The sequence below is a fragment of the Streptococcus mitis genome (assembly GCF_002096735.1).
Taxonomy (GTDB): domain Bacteria; phylum Bacillota; class Bacilli; order Lactobacillales; family Streptococcaceae; genus Streptococcus; species Streptococcus mitis_CZ.
This window is the reverse complement of record NZ_NCVC01000014.1, coordinates 138,616-152,634: the sequence shown is the minus strand read 5'-3', so window position 1 is coordinate 152,634 and position 14,019 is coordinate 138,616. Positions and strand designations below refer to the sequence as shown.

The 14,019-nt window shown below is 40.4% G+C and carries 12 protein-coding genes and 1 pseudogene; all 13 read right to left on the bottom strand.

From position 1 onward, the window contains the following. The coding region (locus B7703_RS10055) for a GEVED domain-containing protein (RefSeq protein WP_419991885.1) at positions 1 to 3,865 on the bottom strand (3,865 nt) is incomplete at its 3' end. Beyond that, on the bottom strand, positions 3,819 to 4,412 hold the full coding sequence (locus B7703_RS10240) for a YSIRK-type signal peptide-containing protein (RefSeq protein ID WP_419991884.1): 594 nt from the start codon (positions 4,410 to 4,412) through the stop codon (positions 3,819 to 3,821). The genes B7703_RS10055 and B7703_RS10240, both read right to left, overlap by 47 nt. Positions 4,413 to 4,819: 407 nt before the next feature. Further along, positions 4,820 to 5,506 (bottom strand): annotated as a pseudogene (locus B7703_RS04140) (LPXTG cell wall anchor domain-containing protein); the annotation flags it as partial. A 65-nt stretch (positions 5,507 to 5,571) separates the two neighbouring features. Continuing rightward, on the bottom strand, positions 5,572 to 6,261 hold the full coding sequence (gene rplA, locus B7703_RS04135) for a 50S ribosomal protein L1 (protein ID WP_001085675.1): 690 nt from the start codon (positions 6,259 to 6,261) through the stop codon (positions 5,572 to 5,574). Between the two features lie 97 nt (positions 6,262 to 6,358). Then, complete coding sequence (rplK, locus tag B7703_RS04130; RefSeq protein ID WP_001085806.1) at positions 6,359 to 6,784, bottom strand: 50S ribosomal protein L11; 426 nt, start codon at positions 6,782 to 6,784, stop codon at positions 6,359 to 6,361. A gap of 121 nt (positions 6,785 to 6,905) precedes the next feature. Next, positions 6,906 to 7,622 (bottom strand): LD-carboxypeptidase LdcB/DacB, encoded by a 717-nt coding sequence (gene ldcB, locus B7703_RS04125; RefSeq protein WP_084923743.1) that lies wholly within the window; start codon positions 7,620 to 7,622, stop codon positions 6,906 to 6,908. Positions 7,623 to 7,624: 2 nt separating this feature from the next. Beyond that, complete coding sequence (locus B7703_RS04120) at positions 7,625 to 8,095, bottom strand: HIT family protein (protein WP_049502022.1); 471 nt, start codon at positions 8,093 to 8,095, stop codon at positions 7,625 to 7,627. A gap of 1 nt (position 8,096) precedes the next feature. Further along, on the bottom strand, positions 8,097 to 9,134 hold the full coding sequence (locus B7703_RS04115; protein ID WP_084923741.1) for a M42 family metallopeptidase: 1,038 nt from the start codon (positions 9,132 to 9,134) through the stop codon (positions 8,097 to 8,099). A gap of 97 nt (positions 9,135 to 9,231) precedes the next feature. Continuing rightward, positions 9,232 to 10,557, bottom strand: coding sequence for a branched-chain amino acid transport system II carrier protein (gene brnQ / locus B7703_RS04110; RefSeq protein WP_192851958.1), 1,326 nt, complete (start codon positions 10,555 to 10,557; stop codon positions 9,232 to 9,234). 275 nt (positions 10,558 to 10,832) lie between these two features. Then, a complete protein-coding gene (locus tag B7703_RS04105) occupies positions 10,833 to 11,120 on the bottom strand; it encodes a rhodanese-like domain-containing protein (RefSeq protein WP_025172880.1) in 288 nt (95 codons plus the stop codon). 114 nt (positions 11,121 to 11,234) lie between these two features. Next, a complete protein-coding gene (locus tag B7703_RS04095; RefSeq protein ID WP_045604694.1) occupies positions 11,235 to 11,813 on the bottom strand; it encodes a uracil-DNA glycosylase family protein in 579 nt (192 codons plus the stop codon). A gap of 53 nt (positions 11,814 to 11,866) precedes the next feature. Continuing rightward, the gene (gene pepV, locus B7703_RS04090) at positions 11,867 to 13,267 is read right to left on the bottom strand and encodes a dipeptidase PepV (RefSeq protein ID WP_084923738.1); all 1,401 of its coding nucleotides are present in this window, start codon (positions 13,265 to 13,267) and stop codon (positions 11,867 to 11,869) included. Positions 13,268 to 13,280: 13 nt separating this feature from the next. Next, positions 13,281 to 13,886 carry a nitroreductase family protein gene (locus tag B7703_RS04085; protein WP_070482884.1) on the bottom strand — a complete coding sequence of 202 codons (606 nt, stop codon included), beginning with the start codon at positions 13,884 to 13,886 and terminating at the stop codon, positions 13,281 to 13,283. Positions 13,887 to 14,019 lie beyond the last annotated feature (133 nt).

The window sequence follows — 14,019 nt, the reverse complement described above, 5'->3', positions numbered from 1 at the left end:
CTTCATCATCCATTGGAACATTTGGATTACCTGGAGTGAATGTTGGTTTACCAGTTTGTTCTTTACCTTGGATATCTGTTGTTTCAGCTGGTTCTGCTGTCGGAGTTACTGGTGTTACTGTTGGGGTGTATTTAGCTGTGACTGGTGTACCATTCTTATCTACACGTTTAACTGTTACGCCTGTTCCTTTACCTGTGAATCCTTTTTCTGGGGTGAAAGTTACTGTGCCATCTGGTGCCACTGTGTATGTTCCTTCGCCTGGAATAACTTTTTCTTTTGATCCATCTTCGAATGTTGCTGGCACTTCATCATCCATTGGAACATTTGGATTACCTGGAGTGAATGTTGGTTTACCAGTTTGTTCTTTACCTTGGATATCTGTTGTTTCAGCTGGTTCCGCGGTTGGTGTTACTGGTGTAATTAATGGTGTGTAAGTTGTTTCAACAGCTGTTCCGTTTTTATCCTTAGCTTGGATTTTTACTGGTTGAACTTCTCCAGAGTATGTTTTGTCTGTTGGTTCAAATACTGCAACAGCTTTTCCATCTACAGTTTTAAGAGTGTATTTACCAATTACTTTTCCATTCGGATCTTTAGCTGGTACTTCTGTAGCTGGTTGTCCATCTTCACCAAGAAGAGTGTAAGTAGATGGATCGATCTCTACCGTTTTTTCTTCTCCAGCAATTGTAGTCTTACCAGGTTCAAATGAAACTGTATTTTCTTGAGTTGCACCTTGAATATCGACAGATTTAGCTGGGTCTGCTGTTGGTGTTACCCCTACGATTGTTGGCGTGTAAGTTGTAGAAACTTTAGTTCCGTTTTTATCTTCTGCTTGAACTTTAGCTGGTGTTACTTTACCAGTGTAAGTTTTATCAGTTGGTGTGAATGTTACTTCACCTGTAGCTGGGTTTACTGTGTATTCCCCAACTTTTTTACCACTTGGGTCTAGAGCATCTACTGGTCCTGTTGCTTCTGTTCCATCTGGATTCAATAGTTTTACAGAGTTTTCTTTAATTGGTACTTCTGTATTTCCTTCTGTAAATGTTGGTGTTCCTTTTTGAGTTTCACCTTGTACTCCTGCTGAAGTAGCTGGATCCGCTGTTGGTGTTACCGCTGTTACAGTTGGTGTATAAGTAGTAGTAGCTGTAGCCATTACAGGATTGCCGTCTTTATCTTGACCTACTTGTGCTGTTAGGGATACACCTACTCCTGTTGCAGTTCCTGTAAATGTTGGAAGTGGTTGGAATGTTACTTCTCCAGTTGTTGGGTTAATTGTGTAAGTTCCTTCTCCCTCTACAGTTACAGAATCAACTTTATCTCCAGTTTTTGGATCTACTAATTTAGCTGGGTATTGTGCACTTGGTGTTACTGGTGTTGGATTTTCTGTCCCTGCACCTGCTGTAAACGTTGGCGTTTTCTTCTGTTCTTTACCTTGTACATCTGTTGATGTTTCTGGATCTGCAGTGATTTCTTTTGGAGTTACTGTTGGAATATAAACAGCATCCATAGTTTTAGTTCCAGTAGTATGTGTCCCATCATTAATGTTTTCTACATCATGTTGGTCCGTAAGTGCTGTCCATCCAGTTGAATGACCATTAGCATCTACTGCTCGTAATACAACACCATCAGCTGTTCCAATAAAGTTTGCTTCAGGAGTAAAGATTACTTTGTCCTCTAATACTGTATAAGTCCCTTGACCTGCTTTAGTGTATGATTTCACCAAGTTTCCACTTGGATCTACAATCATAACTCCTTGAGGTTGTTTTTTCTTAGTTGTTTCTGCACTAATTGAGTTCGCTTGTTCAGAGTAATCTAGTTTACCATATGAATTAAACGTAGTTTTACCATTGTTTGATCCAAGATTTGATGCATCATCTCCTAGAGCATGTGATACAAATTCAATACCTACAGATTGAGTCTCACCTTGTTTACCAGTTGTTTCTTCCTTATCTCCACGTGGAGGAATAGATACTTGGATTTGGTTATCTTCAACCTCACCTGAGAAAGCAATTCCCACTGGTTTTTCAATTTGTTTTCTATCTGTCGCAATACGCGTACGGAAGTTAACTGCATCTTTAGTAGTATCAATAACTTGAGTATTTTTGAAAACTAGTTCTACTGTTTGTTGGTTACCATTTACTGTAACAACTTCAGAAGCTTCACCTTCATCGAATTTACCATTCCCATTGAAATCGATAAATCCACGCACATAAGCAGGGCCTACTGTACCATCATAGTTGTCATTACCATTTGCTGATGCAATCACTTTAACACGGTAAGTATTATCTGCAGCTTGTACAAGTTTAACTTCTGGTTCACCGTTATCTTTGTTAATATGCACATCTTCTGGAGCAATAAGTTGAGCTACACCTTCATCCCCTTGCTCTTTTGTATCATCTGAATCGACACCACGAACACGTGTACCAGATACTGAATCGATATCAGCTTTGACAGTCCCTAGGTAAGGTTGCTGAATTTGGTTAATTTGACCTGTTATATAGTCTTTAGCTTGAGTTCTTAAATAGTGTTCAGCTGTTCCATATGATTCTGGAAGATCTCCAAAGTCAGAGAATTTAATACCAATCATAGATGATTGTTGTCCAGAAGACATGATATAAAATCCTACTTCAGTTACATTTGAAGTAGACACTACTGGCGTAGCAGAGTCTCCGTTCGTATAGCCTCCGAACACTTGTGATCCTAAACCTGCAGTTGCTGCATCTTTAGTAGCAAACATTTTGCCATCAATAGCATTTCGTAATTCTTCAGTAGTCCATTTGTTTAAATTTCCACCCCACTCATTTAATCTGTTAAAGTTAGGGTGTGGTTTATACATATCAGTATGACCATTAGTAGAACCAACAACTCCTGCTAATTCCCAAGGTGTACCATTCGTTGTATAGATTTCTGTCTCTAAACTACCGATATCTTCCCCTGATGTCATAACGATACCAGGTTTAACCGGCTTACCATTGTATGTAGCTTCAATAGCAAACTTGACACCAACGATTTGACCATCACGTCCTGTGCCACTATCATCAGTACCTGCAATCGTTGTTTTTGCTGAACCTGTATCTAATCCAGCGTTTTTAACGTGTGTATATCCAGTTTGTTGATTACCACTGATACCTGTAGAAAATGGATTTTTAGTAACCTGGTTAAAGATATTTTCTTCATTCGGTTTATATGATGCTTCATGACTAGTTCCAGCTACACGGTTTTTATAAATTTCTGTTGCATGGAATGGTTTCAATTCCTTAACAGTCATTTTTACAATGTATCCAGGCATCAATTCTTTTTTATAAACTGAACCTACTTGAAGTTGTTTATTTGCTTTTCTGTTTGTCCAAGCCGTATCATCTCCAAAATCCAACCATTGAATTTGGTTGTTTAGGTTTTTAATGGCTTTATCATCATCTGCATTTCCTTTGATATATTTAGGAGCTTCAGCTAAAGATTTATAACCATTTTGTTCCAACCATTTCGCACCTGTTTCTGCTGTTGCATCTTTAAGTGCTGTTGTTTGAGCGTCTTCCAAGTTGACTGCGAACTTACCATCACGACCGATTCCTGCGTTTTTCAATTCATTGTAAACTGCAAGAATAGACTCGTTGAGGCGTTCCAATTGAGCATCTACTTGTTCTTTTGTTACGCTCTTTTCAGCTAAAAGAGCTTTTGTTTCAGAAAAAACTGCTTGGTTTTTAGCTACTGCCGCTTCAACAGCTGCTTTATTTTCTTCCTTCACTTCCTTCTTAGAAAGTTCAGATTTTGCAAGTCTGTTTGTTACATCTGCTTCTGATGAAGCTTTGTCAAGCGCTGATTTAGCTTCTGAAAGAGTTTTTTCTGCTGGAGTAGATTTTTTTTTCAACTTCTGCTTTAGCAGCTTCTTTTTCAGCTGCTTTCTTTTTATCGAAACCAGCAGTATTTGACTCAGTAACTACAGTACTCAATGCTGATACAGTTTCTGCTTGAGCATCTACATCAGCTTGACTAGCATCTGCTTTTGCAAGAGTTGCTTTAGCTGCTGCCAATACTTCCTTAGCTGAGCTTACTACTGTAGCATCTGCATATTTAGCAGTTGAAAGTTTAGACTCCAAAGTAGCAATACTTGCTTCTAGGACAGCTTTATTTACTTTTTTAGCTTCTTCTGCTTTAACCTCTGGTTTAGCTTCCTCTACTTTAGTTTCTGGCTTAACGGCTTCCTTCTCTTTATTAGAATCCGCTTGATTTGCTGGGGCAGTAGCTGCAGCTACTGATGTTTCAGCACCTTGAACTTCCGTTGCTGATACCGCACCATTTCCAAGGAACATCAAACCAGCTGCAATTGCTACTGATGCTGCTCCAAAGCTATATTTCCGGATACCATAACGGATGTACTTTTCTACTCTAAAATCTTGTTGTTGCTTGCCTTTCATTTAGACCCACAACCTCCTTATAATTTATTTCATTTTTAATGTACTTATGCACAAAAAATTCGGCATTTTTAAACATTTAACATAACAATGTTTTTTATGTCGAATATTCGTACTTTAGATACATTTTAATGATATCACACTCTTATATTATAAGCAAGCAATTCGACTAAAAATTTGCTCTATAGTAAGTAAATTTCACATTTCAAACTTATTTTCTTCTTTATAATAATAAATATATTTTTATATTTTAAGTGTTTATTCTCTTTTTAGTAATACGAAGATAAATTTTTACTATTTTTTATCGATTATTAGCAAGGCTATTCTCAGAAAATATTTGGAAATTTCAAAAACCAATGACTTTTACATCATTGGTTTTCTACTATATTCTTTCATCAGAAAGATTTTAATTAATCTTCCTTCTTCTTGCTAGATACAAGACTAAATCCGCTCAATACTCCGAGAAGTCCAAGTGCTGCTAGGCTTGCATTATCTTTTGTTCCAGTATTTGGCAACTCTTTTTGACCTTCAACATATTTAGGTGTTGCTGGTTATTTTGGTTGCTAAGGTACTACTGGCATGTCTGGAGTTACTGGTTTCTCAGGGCTTGTTGGCTCTTGTGGAGAAACTGGTTGTACTGGTTGACTTGCTTCAACTGAAGTTGGTGTTTGAACTTTTCTGAAGATATGTCTGATATTTCCATTTGGATCTGTCACAGTCTTCACATATTCGTAACCTGAAATTGTTCCTGGTTCTTTAGAACCTGGCTCAGTTGGTTTCAATGGATTTCCATTCTCATCAGTCCAAGTAGTTGTATTTTGATTACCTGGGTTTGGTTGAGGAACAGGTGAAGGTGTTGGAGCTGGTGGTGTTACTTTTTCGTAGACATGTTCGATGTCGCCATTTATAAGTTTCTTAGTTTTTACGAAGCGGTAATCTGGAATATCTTTCTTAGATTGGTCACCGTCTTCTGTTGGATAGTTTGGAATTTCGTTTCCGTCTTTATCCTTATGACTTGTCTTAACTTTCTCATAAACGTGTTCTACATCGCCATTTGGAAGTTTCTTAGTCTCTACGAAGCGGTATCCTGGGATATCACAAAATAAAACTAAAGACAAAAAGACGAGCACTTTCGTACTCGTTCTCTGATATAAACTACTGATTAAAGTGAGTTTACGTCAACTTTGATACCAACACCTTGAGTAGTTGTGATAGTCAAGTTTGTTACGTAAGTTCCTTTAGCTGTAGCTGGTTTTGCTTTTTGGATTGTTTCGTTGAAAGCTTTGAAGTTTTCAACCAATTTTTCAGCTTCAAATGATACTTTACCGATGATTGCTTGAACGTTACCTGCACGGTCAGCACGGTAAGTGATTTTACCACCTTTAGACTCTTCAACTGCTTTAGCAACATCCATTGTTACAGTACCAGTTTTAGGGTTTGGCATCAAGTTACGTGGTCCAAGGACACGTCCAAGACGTCCAACTAGAGCCATCATGTCAGGTGTAGCGATAACTACGTCGAAGTCCAACCAACCGTCGTTGATTTTAGCAACAAGGTCATCTTCACCAACAAAGTCTGCACCAGCAGCTTTTGCTTCTTCAGCTTTTGCACCACGTGCGAAAACAAGAACGCGTGAAGTTTTACCAGTACCGTTTGGCAATACCATTGCTCCACGGATTTGTTGGTCAGCTTTTTTAACATCGATGTTCAAGTTGTAAGCAACTTCTACAGTTGCGTCAAATTTTGCAAAGTTAGTTTCTTTTGCAAGTGCTACAGCTTCTTCTACGCTGTATGCTTTTGTGCTGTCGATTTTCTCAAGAGCAGCACGAAGTTGTTTGCTTTTTTTAGCCATTTTCTATTCTCCTTGTAAGTGGTTCAATCGATTTTCATCTCCCACGTCACTTCTCGAAATGATGAAGTCTTGCGGGTTATATTGGGGGTGTTATTGATTAGTCAACAACAGTGAATCCCATAGAACGAGCAGTACCTTCGATCATACGCATTGCAGACTCAATGTTTGCTGCGTTCAAATCTGGCATCTTGGTTTCTGCAATTTCTTGTACTTGTGCACGAGTAACTGTAGCAACTTTAGTTTTGTTAGGTGTACCTGACCCTTTTTCAACACCTGCAGCTTTTTTCAAAAGAACAGCAGCTGGTGGTGTTTTAGTGATGAAAGTAAATGATTTATCTTCGTAAACTGAGATAACAACTGGAATGATCATACCAGCTTGGTCAGCTGTACGAGCGTTGAACTCTTTTGTGAATCCCATGATGTTGATACCAGCTTGACCAAGAGCAGGTCCAACCGGTGGAGCTGGTGTAGCTTTACCAGCAGGGATTTGCAATTTTACAAGTTTTTCGACTTTTTTAGCCATTTTTAAATCCTCCTTTGTGGTTTTGGCGGTAATTAAAGATTTTTACCTCCCACAAGTATGCTTTACACATACTCATCTATTATACACTATTTATCTAGAATTGCAAGAGAAAAGTTTATTTTTAATCGACATAATCTCCGCCTTCAAAACCGTAGTATTCTTCCAAACTGAGACCACTTGCAGCAATTTCTTTTGCTTCTTTTCCGACATAACGAAGATGCCATTCCTCAGCCATATAGCCTGTTTCCTTTTCCTTACCTTTGAGATAACGGACAACAAAGCCATAATCAGCTGCATGGTCCAAGAGCCATTGGGCTGCTTTTTCTTCTGTTACTAAATCACCATTTGTCCCAATCACATCAAAGGCCAAGCCAGTTTGGTGTTCACTATAGCCAGGTCGGGCAGAATAACGGTCAGCTGCTGCCTTCCCATCTTGGTTGACATAATCTTGATAGAGCTTGGTCTGAGTTTCATAACTTCTAAAACCACTGTAATGATCGCTAATCGGGAAACCTGCCTCTTGCATAGCTTTAATGAGTTTGACCAACTCAGCCTTGGCTGTTGGATTTTCCCCTGGATTGTAGTCTTTTGACAATGGGTAGTGTTTATTTGCTACGATGATTTCATCGTATTTCCCTTGGATGCTGTAGTAGTCTCCTTTGTTAACCACTTCTGCTTTTTTCTGGGCAGCTCCTTGAGCCTTACTTCCGACTGTTCCATCAGCTTTAGCAGTTTGTTCTGTCTTAGCTGCGCCATCTTCATTTTTTGCTTTTTCTTGTGAACAAGCTGCTAGACTCATGGCTAGCAAGGCTGTCAAGACAAGGTATCTTTTTTTCATTTCTACTCCTTTATTTCTAATAATTTATCTACTTCTAACGATAAACGTTTGACTAATCTTTTAATCTCATCCGGTTTTGCTTGGCAGGTTTCTGCTGTCATTTCTTCAAAAGGAACCCACCAGACTGGACCACGTCCCTTAAGACCGTGTCCATTCAAATCACCTCTTCGTCTAGGAAACAGATGCCAATGAAGATGGGCATCGCCATTTCCTAGCAGTTCGATATTCATTTTCTCAGCAGCAAAAGCCTTAGCAACCGCCTCTTGGACCACACTCATTTCTTCTAGAAAATGGAGTCTTGTCTCCTTTTTCAAATGGTGCAATTCGGTGACATGTTCCTTGGCTAGAAAGAGACTATAGCCTGCAAAATACTGGTGGTCTCCAACCACAAGATAGCCTGTTTCCAACTCTTTGACAAAATAGGGACTTTCTCCCTTCTTGATGAGCTCAATTCTCTGGCAAATCAAACACATATTAGTCTACCAATGCGCTCTTAAGATAAGCATCAACCATATGCTCCGTTGCAACCACCGAGTCAATATGAGTGCGCTCATATGAGTGGCTAGACTCGATACCAGCACCAAGTAGAGCGTGTTTAACCTCAGCCCCTGCAGACATAGCCGCTGAAGCGTCCGAACCATAAAATGGATAGATATCCAACTTAAATGGAATGTCTTGTTCTTTCGCCAAGGCAACCAAGTGTTGACGGAAGTCATAGTGATAAGGTCCAGAAGCATCCTTGACACAAATAGACACTGTATATTCGTCTGTTTGCTGGTCATCTCCCATAGCTCCCATATCCACAGCCAGATACTCTACCACCTGAGCAGGGATATTAGAGTTAGCTCCATGTCCCACCTCTTCAAAGACTGAAAAAGCAAAATGAGTTGTTACGGGCAATTCAATCTTCTCTTCCTTATAAACACGAAGCAGGTTAAGCAAAATCGCTGCGCTGACCTTATCGTCCAAATGACGAGACTTGATAAAGCCCGTCTCTGTCACCACAGTTCGTGGATCAAAGCTGATAAAATCACCTACCTCAATCCCCAAGGCACGAGTTTCTTTTTCATTTGTTACTTTGGCGTCCAAACGCACTTCCATATTGTCTTGCGTGCGTTCTGCAGTTCCTGCATCCTTGTAGACATGGCAAGAGGTCTGGTGGATAAGGATGGTTCCTGATACCTTTTGACCTGTGCTAGCTACATGAACGGTACAGTTTTCTCCTTCAATCATGTTCCAAGGAAAACCACCGATACGGTCCATTTTGAGACGACCGTCTGGTTTGACAGCACGGACAATGGCCCCCAGCGTATCCACATGGGCAGTCACATAGCGATGCTCTTCATCATTTTGACCTTTAATGGTCACATTGACACCACCCTTAGCTGTGCGAACCGGCTGGTAACCAAAACCTTCTAGAGTCTTGACTAAATAGTCCGAAATCTCCCGAGTGAAGCCCGTTGGCGACGCAATGGCTGTCAGTTCTTTGATATATTCTACTGTTTGATTCATTTCTTCACCTCTTTTGCTACCTATTATAACACATTTATCATCGGATAAAAAAAGAAAATCACTCCTGTAGACTTGGCTACAAAAGTGATTTTAATGATTATTCCATTTCAAAAACATCGCTTTCTTGCTTGTTTGGTAGAACCAATGAGAGCAAGATTCCGACAATGGCTGGCACCAACCATGGGAGTGATGCCTTAGCAAAAGGAAGAGCGTTGACAAGATTTGCAAGAAACTCAACCTTAAATGAGCTTCCTAGTACGCTTGCAATGGCAATAGCTGTAACCACAGCAATTGTCAACTGCATACCTGGTTTTGAAAGAGCAACAAATTTGTTGACAATGACAATCATAACGATAGCAATCGTGATTGGGTACAAGATAACCAGTACTGGAATTGAGTACTTGATAATCGCATCAAGACCCAAATTGGCAATGGCAAATCCAATCAAGGTAAAGGCTGTCGCATAAACCTTGTAGCTGATTTGTGGGAAGCGCTCATTAAAGAACTCAGCTGTAGACACAATCAAACCAACTGTTGTTGTGAAGCAGGTTACGGTAACCATAGCTGCAAGGAAGAGTTGAGCTGTTGAGCCAAAGATTTCTTGAGTCGCTTGTGACAAGATGTAAACACCTGGTGTTCCACCCTTCATCGCTTCAGCTGGTACTGGGAAATGATTCCCAAGGAAGCCTAAACCGATGTAAAGAGCGCTGAAGGCAAGGGCAACAACGATACCAACAACCCAAATGGTTGAAATGTATTCTTTCTTACTTGAAAATCCAAGTTGTTTCAAGGTTTGAACTGCGATTACGCTAAAGGCAACTGAGGCAAGGGCGTCCAAGGTATTGTAACCTTCTAGGAAACCTGTACCAAAGGCAGAAGCTTGATAAGCAGCTGAAGCAGCTTGAGGACTTGTTCCACCGTATTTGAAAGCTCCCAGAACAACCAAGATAACAATCAAAATAGCAAAGACTGGTGTTAAAATACGACCGATACGGTCTAAGATTTTTGATGGATTAAGCGAGATTAGATACGCTGCCGCAAAGTAAAGAAGGGTAAAGACAATCAATCCAAGACCTTTATTTGCATCCGACAAAAGGGGGCTAATCCCTACTTCGTAAGCTGTTGTAGCAGTACGTGGGATAGCAAAGAATGGACCGATTGACAAATAAAGAACTGAGAGGTAAAGAGTCGCAAACCAAGGCGCTATCTTTGTTGAAATCTCGTAGATATATCCTTTAGGATTTAACGTTCCAATAATCAGAGTCAAGACGGCGATACCGACGCCTGAAAAGACAAAACCTGCGATAGCAGGAAGAAAATGTTCTCCAGATAGAGCACCCAGAGAAGGCGGAAAAATCAAGTTCCCCGCACCAAAAAATATTCCAAACAGGAGTAAACCTGTTAGGGCACCTTTTTTAGCCATGTAAATCTCCTTCATATTTATAAAATACTGACCTAGTATATCATGAATAGGAGTATGAAAAAAGCTTCACGAATTAAATATTGAATGTTTTCAAGATTCTTAAAAATGAGAATTGTCTAAAAATAACATCCCCTACCCAGTCCACGCCAAGTAGGAGAAAATTCTAATGTTTATACTCTTCGAAAATCTCTTCAAACCACGTCAGCTTCACCTTGCCGTACTCAAGTACAGCCTGCGACTAGCTTCCTAGTTTGCTCTTTGATTTTCATTGAGTATTAAAGTTCTTCAAAGGCCATCATGCCACCTTGTACATTGATAACCTCATAACCTTGTTCTGATAAGAATTGGCAAGCACGCGCCGATCTCATTCCAGATTTACAAATAACATAATGTAACTGATCCTTGTCCAATTGATCATAAGTATCAGCTAATTGACTCAGAGGAAGATTCTGAGCACCTTCTAAATGAAGAGCTTCAAACTCATCCACTTCTCTCACGTCCACTAGAGAAAGTTGGTCATTTTGGTAAAGCTGGTAAAATGCGTCAAAGGAAATTTCTTTCATTCTTTTTCTCCTAATACTCTTCGAAAATCAAATTCAAACCACGTCAGCGTCGCCTTACCGTACTCAAGTACAGCCTGCGGCTAGCTTCCTAGTTTGCTCTTTGATTTTCATTGACTATAAAATAGTTTTAATTCTTTTTTTCAAATCTGGCACCACTTCTGCCTCAAACCAAGGATTTTTGGCCATCCAGATTTGATTTCTAGGCGAGGGGTGAACTAATGGAAAATAGGTTGGCAAGTAGTTCTGGTAATGTTTTACCCGTTCTGTCACTTTGCCACTGACTTTCTCCTGTAAATAGTAGGCTTGGGCATATTGGCCAATCAAGAGGGTCAATTGGATATCTGGTAATTCTTGCAAGAGCTGTGGATGCCATTTTTCAGCAAAGCCAGTTCTCGGTGGCAGATCACCTGACTTGCCATGCCCTGGAAAGTAGAAATCCATAGGCAAAACAGCAAAATATCCTGAATTGTAAAAAGTATCTTCATCCACACCTAGCCAGTCTCTCAGACGGTCACCACTCTTATCTTTCCAGTAAAGGCCTGCTTCTTGGGTTTTAAGTCCAGGTGCCTGACCGATGATATTGATGCGAGCAGTCTTTGGCGCTGCAAAGAGAGGCTCAATGCCACGCTCTGTATAGCTGACATTCTGCGGATCTGCCATAATAGCCTGCTTGATTCTTTCGATTTGAGACATCTACTTTCCCTCCAAAAAGAAGTCTAAGCATACAATCTCAGACTTCTATCGTTTTATTTGATCAATTCATAAATAGCTTCGGCATAGATTGCTGCTGCTCGGAAGAGATCATCCAAGGCGATAAATTCATTGGCTTGGTGCATGGTGTCAATTGAGTCTGGGAACATGGCACCATAGGCAACACCTCGTTCTAGCAAGCGACCAAAGGTTCCACCACCGATAACTTGCTCGTGACCTTTAAGACCAGTTTGTTTTTCATAAACATTCAACAAGGTTTGCACAAGTGGATCTTCCATTGGCACATAGTGAGGCGTGTGACCGTGCTCAGAAAGGCTAACAGAAGCAACTGGCAAGTTTTCAAGGATTGACTTGATTTGTTCTGGACTTGTTCCTTTTGGATAGCGGATGTTAAGGGCAATGGTATTGTCAGAACTTGTTTCATCAAAACGGAATACACCAGCATTCATAGAAAGAGCACCCATCTTTTCATCCACATGAGCAATCTTGAGATTTTCACCCTCATGGTCGTTCAAGAGAATTTTACCAGCGATGTCAAGGTAGTCTTTGGCTGGACCAGCAAAGTCAAACTGGCTGAGGAAGAGAGCTAGGTAAGTCGCGCCATTGACACCTGAAGCAGGCATGGCACCATGGGCAGATTTACCAATGATGGTCACCTTGTATTGGCCAGCTTCTTCTTGAATTTCTCCTCTGAGTTTGTGTTCTGCAACAAAGGTGTCTAGTTTAGCTTGCAAGTCAGCCAAATCACCTGAAACGACTGCTGTTGCTGATTCAGGTACCATATTTTCACGTAAACCACCTGTAAAGCTGTGAAGACGTGCTGCACCTGTATTTTCTCCTGCAAAGTGGAGGTATTCCGTGATATTTCCTTTTTCACCATTGATGATAGGGAATTCAGCGTCTGGAGAGAAACCGAAGTCTGGTTTTGCAAGTCCTACGTGCTCGAAGTAGTAGTCCATGTCTGCCCAGCCTGATTCTTCGTCTGTTCCGACGATAAAGCGGACTTTCTTAGAAGTTGGAAGGCCTAATTCTTTGATGATTTTCAAGCCATAGTAACAAGCTGTTGTAGGTCCCTTATCATCTGAAGCCCCACGCGCATAAAGACGACCGTCTTTGATAGTTGGTGTGTAAGGGTCTGTGTCCCAACCGCTACCAGCTGGCACCACGTCCATGTGGGCAAAGATTCCGAGAACTTCTTCGCCATCACCAAACTCAAAATGTCCTGCGTAGTTATCAACATTTTTAGTTGGGTAGCCATCACGATCTGCGATTTCAAGGAATTTTTCCAAAGCTTTTACTGGACCAGGTCCAAATGGATGCTCAGCATCAGCCTTGCTATCGTCACGTTCTGAGTTGATTTCCAAAAGGCTAAACAAGTCAGCCAAGAGGTCTTCTTTGCGTTTTTCTACTTCTGCTGTAAAATCAATTGCTGTCATTTTTTTCTTCTTTCTATCTTTTCTCGATGATTTCATCTACTGGCAAGCGGTAGCTTGGTTCCAATTTTTCATCCGTGTAACCCACTGTAATCAAGAGTTCTGGGCGGAAGCGGTCTTCGATTTCCAAAACTTCGTTGACTTTTGATTTGTCAAAACCAAGAATCAGATTTGATCCGATTCCCTGATCTGTAAGAGCCAAAACCAAGTTCATAGCAACCAAACCTGCATTGAGGGCTAGGTAGTCGCTGACTTGTTGTTCATTGTAACGGGCAAATTCCGCAGGTAAATTCTTCATGAAATATTGAAGTTGTTCTTCAGAAAAGTTATTAGCACCACCAACTCGGGCAATCTTACGAGCACGTTTAGACAAATCTGTGTCTGTAAACAAGGCAATAGTTACAGGCGCTGATGATACCTGTTCAAAGTTTGAACCGTAAGCCAATTTTGCCAGTTCGGTATTTTTCTCACGTACTACCACAAATTTCCAAGGTTGGCTGTTGTGGGCACTTGGTGCCAAGGTTGCAATTTCGATAGCCGTACGCACATCTTTTGGATCAACTGGCTTATCAGTGAAATGCTTAGTCGCATGACGTTTTTTATTTAATTCAAGAAATTTCATAATCGATTTCCTTTTCTAATTCTACTACTTCCATTCTACCATATTTTGAAAGAGCTTGCAGAGATTTTTCATAGAAAGAAATTGGAACAAGGATAAGCAACCGAATGAAGAAAACCATTTAAAACAGGAATCC